This window comes from Rhizobium sp. CAU 1783 (assembly GCF_054551725.1).
In genome coordinates this window covers 1,206,573-1,228,834 of the sequence record NZ_JBTOLM010000001.1, presented here as the reverse complement: position 1 = coordinate 1,228,834, position 22,262 = coordinate 1,206,573, and the positions used below count along the sequence as shown (strand labels likewise).

Here is a 22,262-nt window from a genome sequence, read left to right as displayed (position 1 = left end):
ATGCACTCCTTGCGCCTGACAGACCGTTCTTGCGACTACCTAATCACTCCCGCGCGTCGATGAAAGGGCAAGCACCGCTTCCTTCAGTGCGGCAATCTCGCTCCGGGCCGCCTGGAGCTCGATCAGCACCTGCTCATCGATCTTGTGGTGCAGCGCCAGCACCTCGATCTCCGCCTTCAGGTTTATCTCGTAGTCCTTGGCCGCCATGAAACGGTCCCGCGCCGCCTGCCGGTTCTGGCTCATCATGATGACCGGCGCCTGGATCGCCGCAAGCATCGAGAGCAACAGGTTGAGGAAGATGAACGGATAGGGATCGAGCGCATGCGTCGCCAGCACGACGGTATTGAGGATCACCCAGGCGACCAGGAAGGCACCGAACCCGACGATGAAACCCCAGGACCCGCCGACCCGGGCGATCGAATCCGCAAGTCGTTGCCCGGGCGTTGCGGCGGCGAGAAAATCCTCGCTTGCGTTCGTCGAAAGCACCCGCCGCTCGCGGGCCTTCTTGAGGACCCGGCGTTCCGCTTCGCTGAGCTCATGCGCAGCCTTGCCGAACACCTTCTTCTCGATATCGCCAAACATGTCTCACCGTCTCCGCTCTGCCGCACATGCGGACACCAGACCCCGGCCCCGTCATTCGATATGGGGACTGCCCTGTCAACGGTCGCATGCGTTGAGGCGGCCATTCCGCGGACCGGGCCTCCCGATAAAACACAAGATCTGACGGCTTCTTCACGTTTTTTTATCCCCTTGCGGAACACAAATGGAACAGATAGTGTATGTTCTGTATTTGTTTCACGAATGGGGCACCGCAACATGCTGACGCGAAAGCAACAGGAACTGCTTCTGTTCATCCACGAGCGGATGAAGGAGTCGGGCGTTCCCCCATCCTTCGACGAGATGAAGGATGCGCTCGACCTGGCCTCGAAGTCCGGCATTCACCGCCTTATCACGGCGCTTGAGGAACGCGGTTTCATTCGCCGTCTCCCTAACCGGGCCCGGGCGTTGGAGGTCATCAAGCTGCCCGAGGCCTATACACCGAGCCTCCAGCCGCGCCGCGGCTTCTCGCCGAGCGTCATCGAGGGCAGCCTGGGCAAGCCCGCCCCGGTCGCACCGCCGAAGGTCGCCGTAGAGGACGCCGCGAACTCCGTCAGCGTTCCGGTCATGGGCCGCATTGCCGCCGGCGTGCCGATCTCGGCCATTCAGAACAACACCCACGACATCACGGTTCCGGCCGAGATGATCGGTTCCGGTGACCACTACGCCCTGGAGGTGAAGGGTGATTCGATGATCGAAGCCGGCATTCTCGACGGCGACACGGTCATCATCCGCAATGCCTCGAATGCCAATCCGGGCGACATCATCGTTGCGCTGGTCGACGACGAGGAGGCGACGTTGAAACGCTTCCGCCGCCGGGGAGCGTCGATTGCGCTGGAGGCCGCGAATCCCGCCTATGAAACGCGCATTTTCCCGCCGGACCGGGTGAAAATCCAAGGCAAGCTCGTCGGCCTTATCCGGCGTTACCACTGAAGCGAGGGCGGGTCATCGAACCCGCCTTTTTCGTGGGAACGGGGAGCCGACTCGTCCTGCGTTGGCGGGAAGACAAAACGTTCCGTCCGCCAGTCATAGAGGCGATGCACGGTCCATGGCCGATTGTCTCCTCGTTCGATGGCGGAGGTGACCGACAATGTGCGGCTCCGCCGATTACCGAGCGTGATTTCGAGCGCGCCGGTCTGCCTGAGGGTTTCGGCTGTGAAAAGGTGAGCGCCGGATTGGCAGCGTTGAAATCCAGTCCGCCTCGCCGCGATCACGATATCCGCACTGTCACAGGCGCCCCCGACAAAGACGGGCTCCTCGACTGTCGCGATGGTCCAGCCGTTCTCGAGGACAGCGACGCACCATGACTTTCCCTCACAGGCGAACCGCGGGCCGGAGGCTTTTGCGAGTGCAGCCTTCATCCGCCTTTCGCCGTCTTCCAGATCCGCCTCCGAAAGTTGCGGTCTGGCCTTTGCCGGCGCTAACGCATCCTGCGCGGCCTTCGACCCGTCCTGCTTTTGGGTGGCTTGTCCAGAGGGTTGTTTGTCGCCGGCTTTGTCGAGGAATACCGGCGGCTCATGGCCCGAAAAGCCAAGTGCGGATTGCCACTGGTCGAAGATAAACGACGGAGGGCGGACGCGGTTGGTGGCAAGCCGACCTGGCTCCATCCACATCCCGACCAGGCGACCGTCCTCCGCCACATAAAGGTCGGCGACCGGTGGAAGCGGCGCGATGAGTACCGCGAGTAGGCTCGCCCCGAGCAAAAGGCTTCCGGCCTGCCGGAGGTGCGATCGGAGCAGCGTCAACATCAGCAGACCGAGGGAGGTCAGAGGCAGGAACCAGCCCGGCAGTCGCGAAAAGCGGATTGCGTCGTCCCACCCGGCAATCCACTCAGCGATGGCGATCACCCATTCGAGCCCCCACCCCATCACCCAGAGAAACGGCCCGTCGAGACCGAGAGGCATCAGCAGCATCGCCACGAGCCCTGCCGGCATGACGAGGATCGAGATGATCGGCATGGCCACGAGATTGGCTTCCAGGCTGTGCGGCGCCAGCCGATGAAAATGGGAAACGGCGAAGGCCGCGGTCGACAACCCGCCGATCAGGGAGGTTGCGAAAGCCCCCCCAAGAATCTTCCCGCCTGCTGCAAGCAAGGAAAGACCCGGTATCGCGAATGGCAGGGAGGGCTTGCGCGGCCGGCTGCGCCACGCGGCATAGCCGGCAATCAGACCGGCCGTCGCTGCAAACGACATCTGGAAACTTGGCCCCATCACCGCCGATGGGCTGACCACCAGGATCACGATCGCAGCAAGGGCCAGGTTGCGCAGGCTGATCGCCGGGCGATCGAAGAGCACCGCGACCAGCATGATTGCCGTCATCAGGAAAGCACGCACCGCCGAGACCTGGCAGCCTGATATCAGCAGGTAGGCGAAGGCGGCGGCAAGCGCGCCGAAGGCCGCGAACTTCTTGATCGGCATCGTTTGGGCAAGCCCTGGCAGGAGGCTGAGGATCTTGCGCAGGCCGACGAAGAAGATCCCCGCGGCCAGCGCCATGTTCAGCCCCGAGATCGCGGTGATGTGCGCGAGGCCCGAGAGCCGCAAGGCCTCTGTCGCGCCCTTCGACATCGAGCGGCGCTCGCCGGTGATGATCGAGGCGGCAAAGGCGCCGGGATCACCCGCAAGTTCCGTGCGGATGCGTGTCGAGATCCGATCCCGCAAGGAAAAGAGCACGCGGTCGGCCATTATCCAGAACCCCTCGTTGCTCGCCATCCCGGCCGCGCCGGCCTGAGCCGGGCCGAGAAAGAAGCCCACCGCTCCGATTTCGTTGAAATAGCTGGCGAAGGCGAAATCATTGAGGCCCGGAAGCGCCGGCCCGGAAGGCGGTGAAAGTCGCGCCCGCCCCCGGATCGCCTCGCCCAGAAGAGCCGGCCGGTTCGCGCCGCGTGCCAGGATAGAGATCCGCTCGGGCGGCCGCTTCAACCGTGGCTCGGCCGTTGCCGTCAGGCGGATCTCGTAGCGCCATTCGCCATTGGCCCCCGCCTCGCGCCTCTCGACGATACCCGTGACGATGGTCGTCACGCCGCTGTCGAGGATCGTCGTCCCCAGCCTGCCGGTCTCCATGGCGGCCAGCACCATGCCGGCAACCGGCAGGACCACGCACGCCAACATTCCGCGCAGTCGCGGCCGACCGGTCGCCGCGGCGAGAAGAAGGAACAAGAGTGCGGCCAGCAGTCCCGTCAGGACGCTGGTCGGAGGCGGCCGAGCGAGCGAAAACCAGGTAACCGCGCCGGCTCCGAGAAAGACCGGGACGAAATGAAAAAGATGGCCATGCTCCGCCTCACGCGCCAAGTCCGCCAGGAGGCCATACCAAAGCTGCGTCAGGCGTTCGGAGAGACGAGCACGGGGACCAGCGGTTCGCACGAGCGTGTTAGGCGAACCAGCACTCCGGCCAAAATATGCCGTCGGCTGCAGCGGCATCGCGCCCACCGCGTCGAGGTCATCCCGTCTTTCGGCAATCTCCACCAATTGCCTGCCCCCTGCCCCGCGCCGGCTGGCCGATTGGCGCCCCACGGTCCGCGCGTTCGCAACAGGAAATCTAGCAATTTTCACGAGCGCGACAAGAAGTTTTCCCGCATAAATTACTCAATCGATTAAATCTGAGACACCCTGCGCGACAGCCTTTTTCGCGACGCACAATTTGCCCTTTGGATAGCTTGGCATTAACTTCCGTATCATATAGCTACATGCCTACGCTTAAACCCAAGGGCGCCCTTTCGGACGCTCTCCCGCCAATTCCGGAGGATTAGCATGACGGACAAAAGCGCTTCTTTGAAACTCGGGGATAAGTCGGTCGATCTGGCCGTCAAGGCCGGCACCATCGGTCCTGACGTCGTCGACATCGGCGCCCTCTACAAGCACACCGGCGCCTTTACGTACGATCCGGGCTTCACGTCCACCGCGTCATGCGAATCCAAGATCACCTATATCGACGGCGACGAAGGCGTGCTTCTGCACCGCGGCTATCCGATCGAGCAGTTGGCCGAAAAGGGCGACTTCCTCGAAGTCTGCTACCTGCTGCTTTACGGTGAACTGCCGACGGCTGCCCAGAAGAAGGACTTCGACTATCGCGTCACGCACCACACCATGGTGCATGAGCAAATGAGCAAGTTCTTCACCGGCTTCCGCCGCGACGCCCATCCGATGGCCGTCATGGTCGGCACCGTCGGCGCGCTCTCGGCCTTCTACCACGACTCGACCGACATCACCGATCCGCACCAGCGCATGGTCGCTTCGCTGCGCATGATCGCCAAGATGCCGACGATCGCCGCCATGGCCTACAAGTATCACATCGGCCAGCCCTTCGTTTACCCGAAGAACAATCTCGACTACGCGGCGAACTTCCTGCACATGTGCTTCGCCGTTCCCTGCGACGAGTACAAGGTGAACCCGGTTCTGGCCCGCGCCATGGACCGCATCTTCATCCTGCACGCAGACCACGAGCAGAACGCATCGACCTCGACCGTGCGTCTCGCCGGCTCGTCGGGTGCCAACCCGTTCGCCTGCATCGCGGCCGGCATCGCCTGCCTCTGGGGCCCGGCCCACGGCGGCGCCAACGAAGCGGCCCTCAACATGCTGCAGGAAATCGGCACGGTTGACCGTATTCCGGAATACATCGCCCGCGCCAAGGACAAGAACGACCCGTTCCGCCTGATGGGCTTTGGCCACCGCGTCTACAAGAACTACGACCCGCGCGCCAAGATCATGCAGAAGACCATGTACGAGGTCCTGGAAGCGACCGGCCATTCGGACGATCCGCTGATGCAGGTCGCGCTCGAGCTCGAAAAGATCGCGCTCAGCGACGACTACTTCAAGGAAAAGAAGCTCTACCCGAACGTCGACTTCTATTCCGGCATCACCCTGCGTGCGCTTGGCTTCCCCACGACCATGTTCACCGTTCTCTTCGCGCTCGCCCGCACCGTCGGCTGGATCGCCCAGTGGAACGAGATGATCGAGGATCCGCAGCAGCGCATCGGTCGTCCACGCCAGCTCTACACCGGCGCACCGAAGCGCGACTACGTGCCGGTCGGCCAGCGCTGATCGTCTGACAGTCACGTCTTGATACTGAAAAAGGCCGACGGAATTCCGTCGGCCTTTTTCATGACTACGGACGGCACTTGACTACGTTCAGGGCATGTTTGCCAATTGCCGTCGGTAGATGACCTTCTCGATCTCGCTGACGAAGAGAAGACTGGAGCCCGCGAGCAGCAGCAACAGCCATTCGCTGAGCGTGATCGGGCTGATGCCAAGCAGGCTGTTGAGGCCAGACACATACATGGCCCCGAGGTGCAGCGCCTGTGACCCGAGCACTCCGATGAGGAGGAACGGGTTCGAAGCGAGCGACTGGCGGAACACCGAACGCCGTTCCGACCGGCTGTTGATGCACTGGAAGTTCTCGAACAGCACGAAGAGCACCAGCAGCAGGTTGCTCGCAGCCACATGGCTCATTCCGTTTTCGATCAGCCAGTAGAACAGCGCGAATCCACCGCCCCCCATGAGCAGCGTCGCCACGAGAATGCGCCGGACCATCAACCGGTCGAACAGCGATTCGTCGGGCTGGCGCACAGGGCGGCTGAGCTCGTCGCCCTCTGCTGCCTCGGTCACCAGCGCAATATCCTGCACGCCGTTGGTCACCAGATTGAGCCATAGAAGCTGCACGGCCGAAAGCGGCATCGGCGTGCCCAGAACCATCGCCAGCAGGAAGAGGAACACCTCCGCCGCGCCCGTGGAAACCAGCATGAAGACAACCTTGCGAATGTTGCTGTAGGCAACGCGCCCTTCGCGGATCCCCGCGACGATCGAGGCGAAATTGTCGTCGGTCAGGATGATGTCGGCGCTCTCCTTGGCGACGTCCGTTCCGGCCCGGCCCATCGCCACCCCTACATGGGCGTGCTTGAGTGCCGGTGCGTCGTTCACTCCATCGCCCGTGACCGCCACATAGTGACCGTTGCGAGCCAGGGACCGCACGATCGCAAGCTTTTGGTCGGGCTTCACCCGGGCAAAAACCCGGACATGGCGGGTGAGTTCATCGAGTGCGGTTTCGCCCGCATCGGCCGCTTCCGCCACAAGCTCTCCGGTCGCGACGTCCTCCGGCCGAAAATGCAGCCCCGCCTCGCGGGCGATCGCCGTTGCTGTCCGGGGGTCGTCGCCGGTGATAACCGCCACATCGATGCCGGCGGTCCTGCAGGCCGCCAAAGCAGCCGGCACCTCGGGGCGGATCGGGTCCTGCATCCCGGCAAGGCCGAGGAAAGTCAGGTCGAACAGCAGGTGGTCGCCATAGTCGCCCCTGCCGGAACGGGCCAGCCGTCCTTCGGCGAAAGCAAGAACACGCAAGCCGCTTCCGGTCATCGCATCCATCTGGCCACGCAGCAGATCGTGGTCGATCGGCACCGTGTGCTCGCCCACGCGCATTGTTCCGCACATCGTCCCCAGCATCTCCGGGGCGCCCTTGACGAAGATGTGCAGATGCTCTTCGTCAAGATGGAACGAGGCCGCATATTTCAGTTCCGGCTCGTACGGAATCCGCTTCTCAAGCCGATATTTCTCCAGCAGGTCCGCCTTTCTGACCCCGCCCTTGTGGGCGGCAGCCAGCAACGCGACGTCGACCGTATCGCCCATCGGGTCGAAGGCGCCACCATTGCCCCTGGACAGTTCCCCTTCGTTCGGCAGGCTCGCGGCCCGCAGCAGCAGTTGCACGGCCTCTGTCGGAAGATCGTGCACGCCGTCGCGGCTTCTGATACCCCCGGCGACAGGGTCGATGCCGGTGTCGAAAAGCCAATGGGAATCGTCCGGCAAACGAATGTCGGTGACCGTAAGTTCATTGAGCGTCAGCGTTCCGGTCTTGTCGGTGGCAATCATCGTGCAGGACCCGAGCGCCTCGACCGCGGGAAGGTGACGCACGACCACATTGACCTTCGCCATGCGCCGCATGCTGATGGCGAGCGCCACCGTGATGGCGATCGGCAACCCCTCTGGAATGGCGCTCACCGCCAAGCCGATCGACATCGTCAGCAATTCGCCAAACGCCATCTGTCGCCAGAGGCCCAGCGCCACGAGGAAGACGATCGCCACGCCGACCGCCACTGCAATCAGCCGGGTAAAATCCTCCATACGGATCATCAGCGGCGGCTTGGCGGTCGAGCGCTCCTGGATCGCCCCGGCAATGCGGCCGAGTTCGGTCCGGCTGCCGGTCGCCACCACTTCTCCCCGGGCCCGGCCGCGCGTGATCACGGTCCCGGCAAAGACCGCGTCGCCTGCAAGTTTCGCCACTGCCCGCGACTCCCCGGTATGGGCCGCCTCGTCGCATTGCAGCCCCTCTGCCGTCGTCACCCGGATGTCGGCCGGGACCCGCTCACCGGATTCGAGCATCACGAGATCGCCGGGTACCAACCCGGCCGCGTCGATGACCTGGCGCTCGCCGTGCCGGATCACGGTTGCATGCGGCTGCTCCAGCGCCCTCAGCGCCTCCGCCGACTTGCCGGCCGAAAACTCCTGGATCGCCCCGACGATGCCGTTGACGATCAGCACGACCGCGATGAACAGCGCATCGGTGATTTCACTGATCACGGTCGAGAGTGCGGCAGACGCCACGAGAATGTAAATCAGCGGGCTGAGGAACTGCAGGGCAAGAACCTTGAGGAAAGAGGGCGTTCCGACCACGGGCAGTCGGTTCTCTCCATATTTTTCCAGCGCCTGCCGCGCCTGCGCCTGCGTCAGCCCAGTCTCTGCCGTCCCGGCCGTCCCCAACTCTTCGACTGCGTCCGCCATTCCGCCCCACTCAATTCCGAACAATCGGTACACCTACCGCCATGGGGTTATAGGGCACGGCGCACGGACCGGACATTGCGAAATGTCAGGTCGGCGCCACAGGCGCTGCGCCCGGTGATCACCTTTTGGAGAGGCCGGAACTGGCTGTTCCGGCTTTTCGCCGAACATCCCTTCATTTCCGCAGCGGTTTGTTTTAAGGAACGTCAACCGCTTCGCTGGCCTGCGAAGAGCCGTAATGAGGTAATTGAGTTTCGATGTTGGAAGTTCTGAGAAAAGCCGCCCGCACCGTGGTCGCAAAAGTGCTGATGCTCCTGCTGGTCGTATCCTTCGGCGTTTGGGGCATTTCCGCATCCCTGTTCCAGTCGAACTCGGACGCGGTCATCACCGTCGGGGACCAGAAGATCTCGGTCAGCGAATTCAGCCTCGCCTATCAGCGCCAGCTCGCCGATCTCGGCCGCCGTTTCGGCACGCAGTTGACGAGCGAGCAGGCCAAGGCGCTGGGCGTTCAAAGCCAGGTCTATGCACAGCTTGCCGCCGGCGCAGCTCTCGACCAGCTGTCGCAGGACATGAACCTCGGTCTCTCCAAGGACCGCCTCGCCCAGCTGATCGCCGACGATCCGGCCTTCAAGTCGGACAACGGCCAGTTCGATCGCCAGCTCTTTACCGCCCGCCTGCGCAATGCCGGCCTGCGCGAAGACGACTATATCGAGGAACGTTCGAAGGTTGCGATCCGCAGCCAGATCGTCGAGGCAACCTCCGACGGCTTCATCGCTCCCAAGGTCCTGATCGATGCGCTGAAGGCCTACCGCAACGAAAGCCGCGACATCAACTACCTGCTGCTGACCAACGCGAACATTGATCCGATCAAGGCACCCGACGAAGCCGCGCTGAAGGCTTGGTTCGAAACGGTGAAGGCGCGCTACCGCGCTCCCGAATTCCGCAGCTTCTCCTATGTGAAGCTCGAGCCCAAGGATATCGCCGACAAGGCCGCGGTCACCGACGAGGCGATCCGTGCGGACTACGAGAAGCACAAGAAGACCTACGAGATCGCTGGCACCCGCACGATCGAGCAGCTGACGTTTGAAACCCGCGAAATGGCCGACGCCGCCGCGGCGGAACTGAAGTCTGGAACAAGCTTCGATCAACTGGTCTCCGACCAGGGCAAGACCGCCGGCGACGTGCTGCTCGGCGATTTCACCCAGGACAAGCTGCCGGATCCGGCCCTCGCCACGGCCGCCTTTGCCGTCGCCAAGGACGGTGAGACGACAGGCGTTATCGACGGCGCCCTCGGACCGGTGATCCTGCGCGTCACCAACATCAAGCCGGGGCACACCCGCAGCCTCGAAGAGGTCAAGGAAGAGATCCGTGAGGCGCTTGCCGAGAACGCCGCGATCGAGGACATCGCTGCCGTTCACGACCAGTTCGAGGACCTGCGGGCCGGTGGCTCCACTCTGGAGGACGCAGCAACCCAGCTCAAGCTGAAGCCCGTGACCGTCAAGGCGGCCGATCGGGACGGGAACGACGAGAACGGCGTTGCGGTCAAGGACTTGCCTGAACGTGCCGCCCTCATCGCGGAAGTCTTCGAAACCGATGTCGGTGTCGAAGCATTGCCCGTCAATATCGGCTCGGACGGCTATATCTGGCTTGAGGTGAAGGACATCGTTCCCGAACACGACCGCACCCTCGACGAGGTGCGTGAAAAGGCGACCGACGACTGGATCGCCGAGCAGCAGAAGACGGCGCTCGGTGTGAAGGCGGAAAGCCTGAAGAAGCGCCTCACGGATGGAGAGTCTCTGGAGACCATCGCGGGAGAACTCGGGATCGCCGTCGAGAGCAAGACCGGCCTTCGCCGCCAGTCCGACGATGCCGTGCTCGGTCCGGCTGCCATCGTCGCCGCCTTTAGTGGTCCGGTCGGCACGGTCGGTTCCGCACCCGGCGCCGATCCGGCAAGCCAGATCCTGCTCAAGGTTGTCGACGTCAAGGACCAGCCGCCGGCTGACGCCCTGGCCAACGACGACGCACAGGTCGCCGAGATCGCCAAGGCAGCCGGCGACGACATCCTCGACCAGATGGTCAGCCGCCTCCAGAACGAATACGGTGTGTCGATCAACCAGACGCTCGCCGAGCAGGCCATGGTCCGTTAACGCCGGGGGAAACGATGTCGGGGCTCAAGCCATATATCGCCAAGATTGCCGCGCGGCAGGCGCTGACGCGCCAGGAGGCCAGCGAAGCCTTTGATGTGCTCATGTCCGGCGAAGCCAGCATGGCCCAGATCGGCGGCTTCCTGATGGGCCTCAGGGTCCGCGGCGAAACCGTCGACGAGATCGCCGGCGCGGTCTCGACCATGCGCTCCAAGATGGTGGCCGTCGAAGCGCCGGAGGACGCGATCGACATCGTCGGCACGGGTGGCGACGGAACCAATACCTACAACATCTCCACCCTTGCCGCACTGATCGTCGCGGGCGCGGGCGTGCCCGTCGCCAAGCACGGCAACCGTGCCCTGAGCTCGAAGTCGGGTGCTGCCGACAGTCTTTCGGCCCTCGGCGTGCGGCTCGACATCGATCCGGAAACGATCGCCCGCTGTATTCGCGAGGCGGGGATCGGCTTCATGTTCGCCCAACTGCACCATCCGGCGATGCGCCATGTAGGCCCTGCCCGCGTCGAACTCGGAACCCGCACGATCTTCAACATCGTCGGCCCCCTTTCGAGCCCCGCCAACGTCAAGCGTCAGCTGTTCGGCGTCTATTCGCCCGAATGGCTCGTGCCGGGTGCGGAAGCCTTGCGCGATCTCGGACTGGTCAGCGCCTGGGTTGTCCATGGCAGCGGTCTCGATGAAATCACCACGACCGGCCCGACCCAGGTTGCTGCGCTGAAGGACGGCAAGATCACCACCTTCGAACTGACGCCGGACGATTTCGGCGTGCCGACTGTGGCGCTCGAATCCATCCGCGGCGGAGACGGCGCCGTCAATGCTGCGGCCCTGAAGGACGTACTGGGCGGAGCGAAGAACGCCTATCGCGACATCGCACTCTGCAACGCGGCCGCCTCCCTTGTTGTCGCCGGCAAGGCGGAAAACGTGCGCGACGGCATGGTTCTGGCGGCAAGGTCCCTCGACGAGGGCGGAGCGGCCCGAGCACTCGAAAAACTGGTCGCCGTCTCGAACCAGGATGCAGTGGAGAAAGCTTGAGACATGGCCGACATCCTCAAACGCATCGAAGAATACAAGCGCGAGGAAATCGCTGCGGCAAAGTCCGCGCGTCCTCTTGCAGAACTCAAGGCCGCGGCTGCCGACCAGCCAGCGCCACGCGGCTTCCATCGCGCCCTCGCCGATCGACGCGCCGCCGGCACCTTCGGCCTGATCGCCGAAATCAAGAAGGCAAGCCCGTCCAAGGGCCTGATCCGTCCCGACTTCGACCCGCCGGCGCTGGCTGCCGACTATGAGACCGGCGGTGCTGCCTGCCTTTCGGTGCTGACCGACACGCCGAGCTTTCAGGGCAAACTCGACTATCTCGTCCAGGCGCGTCAGGCCTGCAGCCTGCCGGCCTTGCGCAAGGACTTCATGTTCGAGACCTATCAGGTCTACGAGGCCCGCGCCTACGGTGCCGATTGCATCCTGCTGATCATGGCGTCGCTCAGCGACGACGAGGCAAAAATGCTCGAGGACGACGCATTTTCTCTCGGCATGGACGTGCTGATCGAGGTGCATGACGAAGCGGAGATGGAGCGCGCGCTGAAACTATCCTCGCCGATGATCGGCATCAACAATCGCAATCTTCGGACTTTCGAGGTCAGCCTTTCCGTCAGCGAGCGCCTTGCTCCGATGGTACCATCGGAGCGTCTGCTGGTCGGAGAAAGCGGCATCTTCACCTATGCGGACTGCAAGCGGTTGGAGGCCTGCGCCATCTCGACCTTCCTCGTCGGCGAGAGCCTGATGCGGCAGGCCGACGTCGCCGCCGCGACGCGCCTGCTGCTGACCGGTGAAACGCCCGCACAGGTTGCCTGATGAGCGGCCTGACCCACATCAGCGCTTCGGGCGAAGCCCACATGGTGGATGTAGGAGAAAAGGCCGAGACGGAGCGCAGCGCGACGGCCGAAGGTTTCGTCCGCATGGCACCGGCAACGCTGGATCTGATCCGCACCGGTAATGCGAAGAAGGGCGATGTAATCGCCACAGCCAGAATTGCCGGGATCATGGCGGCTAAACAGACCGCTAGCCTCATTCCGCTCTGCCATCCCCTGATGCTGACCAAGGTGACGGTGGATATCGCCGAAGATGAAGCCCTGCCCGGCCTGCGTGTCACGGCGACCGCAAAGCTCACCGGCAAGACCGGTGTCGAGATGGAGGCCCTGACCGCCGTTTCGGTGACCTGCCTGACAATCTACGACATGGCCAAGGCCGCCGATAAGACGATGGAAATCGGTGGGATCCGCCTTCTCGAAAAGACCGGCGGAAAGTCGGGCACCTTTCGTCACCCGGAGGCCGGCTGATGTCGCTCCTCTCGGTCGAAGACGCCCAGGCCCGGCTGCTCGGGGCCACCCGGCCGATCGAACGCCGTGAAACGATTGCGCTCGATCTTGCCGACGGCCGTGTTCTCGCAACCGACATTCGCTCACGGCTGACCCAGCCGCCCTTCGATGCTTCCGCCATGGACGGTTATGCGCTTCGCGCCGAGGACGCACCTCAGCCCGGAGCGGAACTCAAGGTCATCGGCGTGTCCGCGGCCGGCCACGCCTTCGACGGCACCGTCGGACCGGGCGAAACGGTCCGTATCTTTACAGGTGCTCCAGTGCCCGCTGGCGCCGACGCCGTCCTCATCCAGGAAGATGCCGAAAAACGCGATGACGGCGTGATCCGCACGACGTTCGCTGTGACCAAGGGACGACATATCCGCCCGCGCGGGCAGGATTTCGCAGAGGACGAAGTCGTTCTCCAAGCCGGCGACCGCCTCGATTTCAGCCGACTGATGCTGATTGCGGCGACGAACCATGCCACCGTCGACGTCTTCGAAAGGCCTAAGGTCGCCATCCTCGCGACCGGCGACGAACTCGTCCCGCCGGGCACCGATCCCGGTCCCTCGCAGATCATCGGCTCGAACACCTTCGCGATCGCCGCACTGGCGCGGCAGAATGGCGCCGAAGTGGTCGATCTCGGCATCGTCCGTGACGACCGCGCGGCCATCACCGCTGCGATCAGCAGGGCCCGCAATGCGGGCGTCGACGTGCTGGTAACCCTCGGCGGCGCCTCCGTCGGGGATCACGACCTCGTGCAGTCGACGCTTGTGGCCTCAGGGATGCGGCTCGACTTCTGGAAGATCGCCATGCGTCCGGGCAAGCCGCTGATGGTCGGTGAACTCGACGGCATGCATGTCCTCGGCCTTCCCGGCAATCCGGTCTCATCCATGGTCTGCGGCCTGCTCTTCCTGGAACCCCTGCTCGCCGTCCTCACGCGGCGCCCGCCATTGTCACGCCAGGCGACCGCCCGGACGGCGACCGTGCTGTCTGCCAACGACAAGCGGCAAGACTATCTGCGCGCCCGCCTCCGCCGCGCCGCCGACGGTACGCTGGTCGCCGAGAGTTATGGCAAGCAGGATTCTTCGATGATGAAGATCTTCGCCCGGTCGGACTGCCTCATCATTCGGCCGCCTCAGGCACCGGAAATGGCTGCCGGCAGTCTGACCCCGATCCTGCTGCTTCGCCCCGACATTTACTGAGAGCCAGCCGTTTTCCGCGGCCTCTTCACCTGCAGCCCACGCTCGCCGGTTTCCATGTCGCCCATCGCCAGAACCATCGCCCGGTGCCGGTTGGCGGAAGGCATTCGGCAAGTATCAGCAGACGGTGCGGCGATCCGAAGTGGGAAACATACTCCAAACGGCCAGATGGATCGAATCGACATTCGACCGTAATGTTAGCTGCGCGATCATTTAAAAATCGAAGCACATCAAGAACTCCATATTAAATCATCGGGACTATTCAATTACGAAACAGAATATATCTCGCACCAGCCGGTTTTGATATGCGTCATATTAGGAATATATTGAATTCAGACTTTCTAAAACGCTATCTGCGCGAACGTGGTGGCAACTTCGGCATGATCACCGCCCTTCTCCTTCCCGTTCTTCTGCTGGCTGCCGGCGGAGCGATCGATGCGGCCCGCGCCTTTGCGGAGAAGGAACGCCTGCAGGCACTGCTCGACAGCGCGGCGCTCGCAGCCGTCCGGGAGACTTCCGAGGAAGCCCAGATAGAGAAGATCAAGCAATTCCTGGCCAATGCCAGCGAAGAAGAGATCGACTTCGAGAAGCTGCTGAAGATCGCCCAGAATTCGGACGGAAGCCTGACGCTGGATTTTGACGGCGAAATCAAGACTCCGTTCCTGAGCCTTGTCGGCAAGAACAATCTCCAGATCGCCGTGCGTTCGACGGCGATCGCTACGAAAAAGACCGCCACGAACACCGGCTGCATCTATGTGCTCGGAAGCACGGGTCAGGACGTATTGATCAATTCCGGCGCAAACGTCTATTCCAAGGCCTGCACCGTGAACGTCCATTCCAAGGCCTCGCCGGCCTTCATCATGAATTCCGGATCGAAGATCGACACCGCCAAGTTTTGCGTAAAGGGCACCAACTACATCAAGAACGGCGGCACCCTGACGAACATGCAGGTCGGCTGTACGCCCGATGCCGATCCGCATGCCGGAAAGCTGCCGGAACCGACCGTCTCTTCGACCTGCACGACCAGCGGCACGAAGGACGGAGCCACCCAGTCGCTGAAACCGGGCGTCCACTGTGATGTCAACTTCAATGGTTCGCCGACCGTCACCTTCCAGCCTGGCCTTCACATCATCAAGGGTCGGATGATTATCAACAGCAATTCGACGGTGATCGCCGAGGGGGTGACCTTCTATTTCCCCGATGTCTACAGCGAGATCCGAATCAATGGCGGCGTGAAGTTCACCGGGACGGCCCCGACGAGCGGCACCTACAAGGGCATCCTGATGTACGAGAAGACCAGCGACGCCGCGAACAACGCCAACAAGCAGCAGTATATCTTCAACGGTTCGAAGGGCGAGATTCTCGAAGGAATCGTCTACCTGCCCAACCGGAACGTCACCTATAACTCGACGACCAACCAGGTGAACAAGATCTCGCTCGTGGTCAACCAGATGATCGTCAACTCGGCCAACTGGCTGCTCGAACCCTATGACGGCGGAGCCTCGGGCGCTGCGGGCACCGAAGGTGTGCGCCTCGTCAACTGACGGCGCAAGTCCGCGTCAACATCAGAAAGGGGACGGTCGATTTGACCGTCCCCTTTTTCATTGGCGACAAAGCGAGCGGTTGGCGCGGTCCGCCCGTTCTTCCGTCAGCCTTCCGGGCTGAGCGTCATCGACGTCCCGGTCGCTGCGAGGTTAAGACCGAGTTGGCCGGTCACGCTGACGGTCTGCAAGTGGATAGACCCGGCAGTTCCACCGACCAGCAGATTGGCGCCGATCCCGGCGCCGACGGTCGCCTCCGCACTCGCCCCCTGGTAGAGGCCGCCCAGCGATCCATGATGATAGCCCGCTGTCGGCGCAAACACCGCCCAAACGAGCTTCGAGCGGGTGGTGAAGCCGACATCGACGCCCATCTTGCGGACCACGCCGCTATAGCGGTCCAACGCCTCCCCACCCATGGCCGACGAGAAGACGCAGTCGGCCTGCTTGGCCGACCCCAGTACATAGCCGACGCCTCCCGCGATGTCGCAGGTCAGGTAGCCGATCTTCACACCGCCCACCCGGTCGCTTTCCTGATAAGTAGGAACCGGTTCGCGCGCCGTCACCGCATCCGCGGACACGGCCATGCCCGCCGATGTCAGCACCGGAAGAGCAGCGATTGCCATCGTAATTGTCTTCTTCATCCCTGTATTCCTTCTTGTCGTCTCGTTATCCGTCCGGGCCGGTTGGCCGACGCATAGGCGGACCTTGGTGAACGCACGTGGCGAAAGAATGATCCAATCGCGGCGGCACCGAGACCTTGACCGTTGCAGGCGTTCTCGCATCCTCGGAAGGGGGAAACGTTACAGACGAACGGTGGGCCAACGGACACAGGGACGACGCGGCGGCGTTCAGTCTTCACCGCCGGACCGTGATGCATTCAACACGCCAGCGGCGCTCCGATGATGTCGATATGGTTTCGGGCGCAGGCGGCGACCAGCAGGTTGATCATGGCGGGCGTCGGCGCAACGGACGGCGGCAGTTCCGGGCCGGGTGCAGATCGGCTGACCTCGCGCACCATGGTTTCGAAATCCGTCCCCCGCATCAGGGTCAGGCAACGGGCGCCGGCCAGACTTTCTACCCTGAAGGCATGCGGAACGCCTTTCGGCGCGAGGACGGTATCGCCAGCGTGGCCGACGACCTGCCGCCCGCCGACCTCAAACCGCATGACGCCGGCAAGAATGTGGAAGACCTCATCCTCGTTGTGATGCACGTGGAGCGGCGGGGCCTCGCCATACGGCATCCAGTGCTCGATGACCGAAAGGCCGTCCACGCCGCTCGCGGAGGCGAGCCGGATGGCGATCAGGGTATTGCCGAACCAGTAGAGCTTGTCTTCGGCCTTGATGTTTGTCTGTATGTTCATGTCGAAATCCTCCGTATCCTCAAGTTTGGAACGAGGTTCGACTAACGTTTCGCGTGCATTCACTCCAATCCAATGATCGTATAGACGGAATTCACGGGATGAATTTCAATGCACTCGACCTCAATCTGATCCGGGTCTTCGACGCACTGATGCACGAGCGCAGCGTGACCCGGGCCGGCGAACGCATCGGCCTGTCGCAGCCGGCGGTGAGCGCCGCACTGAACCGCCTGAGGCAGATCTTCAACGACGCCCTGTTCGTCCGCCAGGGAAACGAGATGCTGCCGACGCCGCTGGCAAGCCAGATGGGCGAGCGGGCGAGCGCGGCGCTGGCCGAAATCGAGGACATGATCCGCGGTGTCCGCGGTCTGGAGCTCGCGACGCTCGAACGGACCTTCTCGCTGTCGGGCGCGGACTTCTTTTCGATGCTGCTGATGCCGCCGCTCTCGCGCGCCGTGCGGCAGGAGGCACCTTGCGTCCGCATGCGCCTCCTGGACAGCGCGCGCGGCGACGTGGGGCGCCTGCTCGCCGAAAGCACCGTGGATCTCGCACTCGAAAGGCCGATCGACGTACCCGACTACGTATCGTCCACCAAGTTGTTCCACTCGCCATTCGTGATTGTCGGGGCAAAGGACAATCCGTCGCTAGCCTCCGTCGAACCCTGGCATCCGATGCCGATCCAGGTGTTCTCCGCCCTCCCTCACGTGTTGCGGTCCATCGACGGCAGCATGTCGGGGATGATCGACGAGGCCCTGGCCGCGTCTGGCCAACGTCGCAACGTCGTGCTTGCATTGCCTCATTTCCAGGCGGTGGCTCTTGCCGCAGCCGGCGGCGACATGATTGCGGCCTTGCCGGTGCAGTTTGCGCTGACCGTATGCGACGACTTGCAGCTCTCGCTTTACCTTCCGCCGATCCCGGTCCCAGCCGGAGCCGTCAACCTCTATTGGCACGCCCGGTACGACAAGGACCCCGCGCACAAATGGCTGCGCGAGGTTGTGACGAGGATCTCGAACGATCTGGGCTTCGCCAACTATGCGGCGCACGTGCCGGAGCACGCACGGGAGCTGCTTGGATAGCGGAAGGTCTGGCCGCCCGCAGGCAAGATCGGCTCAAACCAGCCGGCTCTGCTCCATTGCCGCGCCGATGAAGCTGGCGAACAGCGGATGCGGTTCAAGCGGGCGGGACTTGAGCTCGGGGTGATACTGGACACCGATGAACCACGGATGGTCAGGATACTCGACCGTCTCCGGCAGCAGGCCGTCCGGCGACATGCCCGAGAAGACCAGGCCACAGGTTTCCAGCCGGTCCTTGTAGTCGACATTGACCTCGTAGCGATGGCGATGCCGTTCGGAAATGTCCGTAGAGCCGTAGATCTCGGCGATCTTGGTACCCTTCTTCAGGGTCGCCTTGTAGGCACCAAGACGCATGGTACCACCGAGATCACCGGAAGCTGCACGCTTCTCCAGCTGGTTGCCCTTCATCCACTCGGTCATCAGGCCGACGACCGGTTCGCCGGTCTTGCCGAATTCCGTCGACGACGCTTTCTCGATGCCGGCCAGATGCCGGGCAGCCTCGACGACCGCCATCTGCATGCCGAAGCAGATGCCGAAATAGGGCACCTTGCGCTCGCGAGCGAACTGGGCTGCCAGGATTTTGCCCTCGGAACCGCGCTCGCCAAAGCCGCCTGGCACCAGGATGCCGTTGACCTTCTCGAGATACGGCGCCGGATCTTCCTTTTCGAAGACCTCCGACTCGATCCATTCGAGCTTGACCTTGACCCGATTGGCGATACCGCCGTGGTACAGAGCCTCGATCAGCGACTTGTAGGCGTCCTTGAGGCCCGTGTACTTGCCAACGATGGCAATGGTCACTTCGCCTTCCGGTGTACGGATGCGGTTGCAGACCTCTTCCCACTGGTCGAGGCGCGGCTTGGGCGCCGGCTCGATGCCGAAGGCGGCCAGAACCTCGTTGTCTAGGCCTTCCTTGTGGTAGGCCATCGGCACGTCATAGATGTTGGCCACGTCGAGCGCCTGGATGACCGCGGTCGGGCGCACGTTGCAGAACAGCGACAGCTTGCGCCGCTCGGCCTCCGGGATCTCCCGGTCGGCACGGACCAGCAGGATGTCGGGATGAATGCCGAGCGCCTGCAACTCCTTGACCGAGTGCTGCGTCGGCTTGGTCTTCAGCTCGCCGGCGGCCGGGATATAGGGCATCAGCGTCAAGTGGACATAGACGGCCGTGCCACGCGGCAGATCGTTGCCGAGCTGGCGGATCGCCTCCATGAACGGCATCGCCTCGATGTCGCCGACCGTGCCGCCGATCTCGCAGATCACGAAGTCATAGTCTTCGTTGCCTTCGACGACGAAGTCCTTGATCTCGTTCGTGACATGCGGAATGACCTGGACGGTCGCGCCGAGATAGTCGCCGCGGCGTTCCTTGTCGATGATGTTCTTGTAGATCCGACCGGTGGTGATGTTGTCGGTTTTGGTGGCCGAACGCCCCGTAAAGCGTTCGTAGTGACCGAGGTCGAGGTCCGTCTCGGCGCCATCGTCGGTCACGAAGACTTCCCCGTGTTGGGTCGGGCTCATCGTGCCGGGATCGACATTGAGATAGGGGTCCAGCTTGCGCAGACGAACGCGGTAACCCCGCGCCTGCAGCAATGCTCCGAGTGCCGCGGCCGCAATTCCTTTGCCAAGAGAGGAAACCACGCCGCCAGTGATGAATACATATCGCGCCATGGGAGTCACCGGATACCTTTTCGAAATCGATTCCGCCAGCCCCAAAGAAGCTCATCCCACTTTTTTTGTTAAGTGGGGCGGAATATGCACAAAAGAAAACCGGCGGACCCGAGAGCCCGCCGGAGCGAAGAGAGAAGAACCGATCAGTTGCCGGTCGGAACGGCGTTCGGATCGGCCTTGGGGGCGGCCGGCGCCGGTGCGGCAGCACCGTTGGCGGCGGGTGCCGTCGTCGTGGCCGGAGCAGCGCCCGGAAGCTGGTCGAGGACATTGCCCGAAGGTGCGGCGTTACCGGCCGGGATCCGGTCCAGGATGTCCGTGGGCTTCGCCTCATAGCGAGCCAGCAGGCCGAGGCCGAGCGATGTGATGAAAAACAGCGTCGCCAGGATCGCCGTGGTGCGGGTCAGCGCATTGGCCGTACCGCGCGCCGACATGAAGCCGGAACCGCCGCCGATGCCAAGGCCACCGCCTTCGGAACGCTGGATCAGCACCACGCCGACAAGCGCCAGCACGATCATGAGATGAATGACAATCAATACGGTCTGCATGGAACTTCCACCTGCCCGCTGAGGGCAAAATCAATCGGTTGGCCGCTCTTTACATGAGAGGCATCGGCAAAGAAAGACCCCTTCCCGCCTTTTCAGGCGGTGAGTTCTTCGTAAGCGCGGTATATGGCGAGGAAATCCTCGGCTTTCAAGCTGGCGCCACCGATCAGCGCACCGTCGACATTGGCAACGCCCATCAGTTCCTTGGCGTTCGACGGCTTCACCGAACCACCGTAGAGAACGCGCATTTTTGCGCCGGCGTCGCCAAAACGCTTGACGAGTTCGCCGCGCATGAAGGCATGCGCTTCGGCGACATCCGCGGCCGTCGGCGTCAGGCCCGTGCCGATCGCCCAGACCGGCTCATAGGCGATGACCGTGTTCTCCGCGGTCGCGGCATCCGGCACGGAACCGGCAAGCTGGCGCTTCAAGATGTCGAGCGTCTGGCCGCCCTTGCGTTCATCGGCGGTCTCGCCGACGCAGATGATCGCGGTCAGCTCGGCGGCATAGGCGGCCTCCGCCTTGGCCCGAACCAGATGGTCGGTTTCGGCATGGTCGGTGCGACGCTCGGAGTGCCCGACGATCACATGGGTACCGAAGCAATCGGCGATCATCTCCGCCGAAATGTCACCGGTATGGGCGCCCGCAGCCTTCTGGTGGCAATCCTGCGCGCCGATCGCCAGCGGGCTATCGTCGCAAAGGGCCGTCGCGACATAGAGCAGCGTGGCGGGCGGGCAGATCAGCGTTTCGACCTTCTCCGACAGCGGACCCTTGACGCCCTCTGCCATCGCCTTGATCTGGTCAAGCGAGGCGCGCGTGCCGTTCATCTTCCAGTTTCCCGCGACAAGCGGACGGACATTCGGTGTCGTCATGATCAAAACCCACCCCATCTTACGTTCGGCCGGACGTAGCAAATCGGCACGCCGATGGAAAGCGCAGGCGGGGAAATTTGCCGCCAAATCGGGCGATATGGTGAAAATCAGGCTCATATTTGCAGCATTTATTAGCGAATTCTGCTGCACAAGGCGATTCTACCCCCGCGCGAAAAGCCAATTGAGGATCTGCCGCCAGTCGCTCATACGCACCGGCGTGCCATGCGAACCCGTCTCGAACAGAGTGAAACGGGTCGGGTAGCCGGTCTTGTGGAGCCGCTCGTAGAGCGCGACCTGATCGGTCGCCGCATAGACGGTGTCGCGGCTGCCATGGGTGAAGGCAATCGGCAGTCTCGCCTTGAAGGCGGCGCTCTTCGTAAAATCCGGATCCGCGGCGCCGCCAAGGATGGCAAGCCCGGCGAGCTGGCCGACGGCGGCGACGTCTCGGGCAACGCCCCAGCAGATGAAACTGCCCATCGACGCGCAGGACAACACCACCGGCCGGCCCGGCGCCTGGCTGGCGGCATAGACGATCAGCGACGAGATCGCCGCCACACCCGACGCATCAAAAGACGAGACGGAGGGTGCATAGTAGACGCCGCCGCCCTTCACCGTGAGGTTCTTCAGCCGGTTGAAATTGCCGCCGAAGGAGAAGTCGTTGACTCCGAGACGCCGGTCGCCGCCCCGGCCGTGAATGAAGATGACGGTGAAAGCAGCCCCCTGCGCCGGCCCGACACGCGCCACGTCGAGAGGGCCGGAGGCGAGTTGAAGCGTTTCGTTGACCTGCTCACGCTTCACCGAGAGGTCGACATACTTCTGCTTGACCCTGCGCTCCGGGATCTGGTCGCGTCCGTTGATGTCGCGCAGTTCCTGGTAATCGATGATCTCGAAATCGCCCCCGTCGCGGCTTTCAAGGATCGCCGGCGCGGAAAAGAGCTCGTCCTTGAACGGCGCAAGCGCCTGGGCATCGGCCCGACCGGACAACGACGCCACGATCAGGGCGGCAAGGACGGCCGCGGCACGAAAATGAGCTGTGGACATCTGCATCGAAGCGGGGTCTCCTTCCGGTCGCAGCCTTGCCTTCGCCGGAACGGACACGCAAAGCTTTGACGAACCATACGCGGCAGCCTGCCGGCAAAGTCGCGCC

18 protein-coding genes are annotated in these 22,262 nt (G+C 63.1%); 9 read left to right on the top strand and 9 right to left on the bottom strand.

Annotated elements, in window-relative coordinates; all coding sequences use genetic code 11:
- Positions 1 to 39: 39 nt before the first annotated feature.
- Entirely contained in the window at positions 40 to 582 is a 543-nt protein-coding gene (locus ACX93L_RS05625) for a DUF1003 domain-containing protein (protein ID WP_459403909.1), read from the bottom strand.
- Between the two features lie 234 nt (positions 583 to 816).
- Between ACX93L_RS05625 and lexA the strand changes: the two genes are divergently transcribed.
- Positions 817 to 1,530: a transcriptional repressor LexA gene (gene lexA / locus ACX93L_RS05620; RefSeq protein ID WP_459403908.1), complete on the top strand. Its 714-nt coding sequence runs from the start codon at positions 817 to 819 to the stop codon at positions 1,528 to 1,530.
- Here lexA and ACX93L_RS05615 read toward each other — a convergent pair.
- Positions 1,521 to 4,058, bottom strand: coding sequence for a ComEC/Rec2 family competence protein (locus tag ACX93L_RS05615; RefSeq protein ID WP_459404152.1), 2,538 nt, complete (start codon positions 4,056 to 4,058; stop codon positions 1,521 to 1,523). The two genes, lexA and ACX93L_RS05615, sit on opposite strands and share 10 nt — an antisense overlap.
- A 285-nt stretch (positions 4,059 to 4,343) precedes the next feature.
- Here ACX93L_RS05615 and gltA point away from each other — a divergent pair, with 285 nt between their 5' ends.
- Positions 4,344 to 5,633: a citrate synthase gene (gene gltA, locus ACX93L_RS05610; protein ID WP_459403907.1), complete on the top strand. Its 1,290-nt coding sequence runs from the start codon at positions 4,344 to 4,346 to the stop codon at positions 5,631 to 5,633.
- Between the two features lie 87 nt (positions 5,634 to 5,720).
- On the opposite strand, the gene ACX93L_RS05605 is transcribed toward gltA, so the two are convergent.
- The gene (locus ACX93L_RS05605) at positions 5,721 to 8,360 is read right to left on the bottom strand and encodes a cation-translocating P-type ATPase (protein ID WP_459403906.1); all 2,640 of its coding nucleotides are present in this window, start codon (positions 8,358 to 8,360) and stop codon (positions 5,721 to 5,723) included.
- Positions 8,361 to 8,614: 254 nt separating this feature from the next.
- Between ACX93L_RS05605 and ACX93L_RS05600 the strand changes: the two genes are divergently transcribed.
- The 6 genes from ACX93L_RS05600 to ACX93L_RS05575 all read left to right on the top strand — a co-directional run bounded on the left by ACX93L_RS05600 (position 8,615) and on the right by ACX93L_RS05575 (position 15,612).
- Positions 8,615 to 10,504 carry a peptidylprolyl isomerase gene (locus ACX93L_RS05600; protein ID WP_459403905.1) on the top strand — a complete coding sequence of 630 codons (1,890 nt, stop codon included), beginning with the start codon at positions 8,615 to 8,617 and terminating at the stop codon, positions 10,502 to 10,504.
- Between the two features lie 14 nt (positions 10,505 to 10,518).
- A complete protein-coding gene (gene trpD, locus ACX93L_RS05595) occupies positions 10,519 to 11,547 on the top strand; it encodes an anthranilate phosphoribosyltransferase (RefSeq protein ID WP_459403904.1) in 1,029 nt (342 codons plus the stop codon).
- Between the two features lie 3 nt (positions 11,548 to 11,550).
- On the top strand, positions 11,551 to 12,363 hold the full coding sequence (trpC, locus tag ACX93L_RS05590) for an indole-3-glycerol phosphate synthase TrpC (RefSeq protein WP_459403903.1): 813 nt from the start codon (positions 11,551 to 11,553) through the stop codon (positions 12,361 to 12,363).
- On the top strand, positions 12,363 to 12,848 hold the full coding sequence (gene moaC, locus ACX93L_RS05585) for a cyclic pyranopterin monophosphate synthase MoaC (protein ID WP_459403902.1): 486 nt from the start codon (positions 12,363 to 12,365) through the stop codon (positions 12,846 to 12,848). Before trpC ends, moaC begins: the two co-directional genes overlap by 1 nt.
- Positions 12,848 to 14,071, top strand: coding sequence for a molybdopterin molybdotransferase MoeA (locus ACX93L_RS05580; RefSeq protein WP_459403901.1), 1,224 nt, complete (start codon positions 12,848 to 12,850; stop codon positions 14,069 to 14,071). Before moaC ends, ACX93L_RS05580 begins: the two co-directional genes overlap by 1 nt.
- A 323-nt stretch (positions 14,072 to 14,394) precedes the next feature.
- Positions 14,395 to 15,612 (top strand): pilus assembly protein TadG-related protein, encoded by a 1,218-nt coding sequence (locus ACX93L_RS05575; RefSeq protein WP_459403900.1) that lies wholly within the window; start codon positions 14,395 to 14,397, stop codon positions 15,610 to 15,612.
- A gap of 104 nt (positions 15,613 to 15,716) precedes the next feature.
- On the opposite strand, the gene ACX93L_RS05570 is transcribed toward ACX93L_RS05575, so the two are convergent.
- Both ACX93L_RS05570 and ACX93L_RS05565 read right to left on the bottom strand, forming a co-directional pair.
- Positions 15,717 to 16,250 carry a DUF992 domain-containing protein gene (locus ACX93L_RS05570; RefSeq protein WP_459403899.1) on the bottom strand — a complete coding sequence of 178 codons (534 nt, stop codon included), beginning with the start codon at positions 16,248 to 16,250 and terminating at the stop codon, positions 15,717 to 15,719.
- A gap of 236 nt (positions 16,251 to 16,486) precedes the next feature.
- Positions 16,487 to 16,969, bottom strand: coding sequence for a cupin domain-containing protein (locus ACX93L_RS05565; protein WP_459403898.1), 483 nt, complete (start codon positions 16,967 to 16,969; stop codon positions 16,487 to 16,489).
- Positions 16,970 to 17,067: 98 nt separating this feature from the next.
- On the opposite strand from ACX93L_RS05565, the gene ACX93L_RS05560 reads away from it, so the two are divergent.
- Positions 17,068 to 18,042, top strand: coding sequence for a LysR family transcriptional regulator (locus tag ACX93L_RS05560; protein WP_459403897.1), 975 nt, complete (start codon positions 17,068 to 17,070; stop codon positions 18,040 to 18,042).
- A 33-nt stretch (positions 18,043 to 18,075) separates the two neighbouring features.
- Here the strand turns inward: ACX93L_RS05560 and ACX93L_RS05555 are convergent, their stop codons facing one another.
- From ACX93L_RS05555 to ACX93L_RS05540, 4 genes are all read right to left on the bottom strand, one after another.
- Entirely contained in the window at positions 18,076 to 19,713 is a 1,638-nt protein-coding gene (locus ACX93L_RS05555; RefSeq protein ID WP_459403896.1) for a CTP synthase, read from the bottom strand.
- Positions 19,714 to 19,847: 134 nt separating this feature from the next.
- Positions 19,848 to 20,249 carry a preprotein translocase subunit SecG gene (gene secG / locus ACX93L_RS05550; RefSeq protein ID WP_459403895.1) on the bottom strand — a complete coding sequence of 134 codons (402 nt, stop codon included), beginning with the start codon at positions 20,247 to 20,249 and terminating at the stop codon, positions 19,848 to 19,850.
- Between the two features lie 92 nt (positions 20,250 to 20,341).
- On the bottom strand, positions 20,342 to 21,115 hold the full coding sequence (tpiA, locus tag ACX93L_RS05545) for a triose-phosphate isomerase (RefSeq protein ID WP_459403894.1): 774 nt from the start codon (positions 21,113 to 21,115) through the stop codon (positions 20,342 to 20,344).
- A 159-nt stretch (positions 21,116 to 21,274) separates the two neighbouring features.
- The gene (locus ACX93L_RS05540) at positions 21,275 to 22,162 is read right to left on the bottom strand and encodes an alpha/beta hydrolase (protein WP_459403893.1); all 888 of its coding nucleotides are present in this window, start codon (positions 22,160 to 22,162) and stop codon (positions 21,275 to 21,277) included.
- Positions 22,163 to 22,262 lie beyond the last annotated feature (100 nt).

Excerpts from the sequence above, each read along its gene's own strand:
- ACX93L_RS05625 (WP_459403909.1), bottom strand. The coding sequence starts at position 582 with ATGTTTGGCGATATCGAGAAGAAGGTGTTCGGCAAGGCTGCGCATGAG.
- lexA (WP_459403908.1), top strand. The coding sequence starts at position 817 with ATGCTGACGCGAAAGCAACAGGAACTGCTTCTGTTCATCCACGAGCGG.
- gltA (WP_459403907.1), top strand. The coding sequence starts at position 4,344 with ATGACGGACAAAAGCGCTTCTTTGAAACTCGGGGATAAGTCGGTCGAT.
- ACX93L_RS05605 (WP_459403906.1), bottom strand. The coding sequence starts at position 8,360 with ATGGCGGACGCAGTCGAAGAGTTGGGGACGGCCGGGACGGCAGAGACT.
- ACX93L_RS05600 (WP_459403905.1), top strand. The coding sequence starts at position 8,615 with ATGTTGGAAGTTCTGAGAAAAGCCGCCCGCACCGTGGTCGCAAAAGTG.
- trpD (WP_459403904.1), top strand. The coding sequence starts at position 10,519 with ATGTCGGGGCTCAAGCCATATATCGCCAAGATTGCCGCGCGGCAGGCG.
- trpC (WP_459403903.1), top strand. The coding sequence starts at position 11,551 with ATGGCCGACATCCTCAAACGCATCGAAGAATACAAGCGCGAGGAAATC.
- moaC (WP_459403902.1), top strand. The coding sequence starts at position 12,363 with ATGAGCGGCCTGACCCACATCAGCGCTTCGGGCGAAGCCCACATGGTG.
- ACX93L_RS05580 (WP_459403901.1), top strand. The coding sequence starts at position 12,848 with ATGTCGCTCCTCTCGGTCGAAGACGCCCAGGCCCGGCTGCTCGGGGCC.
- ACX93L_RS05570 (WP_459403899.1), bottom strand. The coding sequence starts at position 16,250 with ATGAAGAAGACAATTACGATGGCAATCGCTGCTCTTCCGGTGCTGACA.
- ACX93L_RS05565 (WP_459403898.1), bottom strand. The coding sequence starts at position 16,969 with ATGAACATACAGACAAACATCAAGGCCGAAGACAAGCTCTACTGGTTC.
- ACX93L_RS05560 (WP_459403897.1), top strand. The coding sequence starts at position 17,068 with ATGAATTTCAATGCACTCGACCTCAATCTGATCCGGGTCTTCGACGCA.
- secG (WP_459403895.1), bottom strand. The coding sequence starts at position 20,249 with ATGCAGACCGTATTGATTGTCATTCATCTCATGATCGTGCTGGCGCTT.
- tpiA (WP_459403894.1), bottom strand. The coding sequence starts at position 21,115 with ATGACGACACCGAATGTCCGTCCGCTTGTCGCGGGAAACTGGAAGATG.
- ACX93L_RS05540 (WP_459403893.1), bottom strand. The coding sequence starts at position 22,162 with ATGCAGATGTCCACAGCTCATTTTCGTGCCGCGGCCGTCCTTGCCGCC.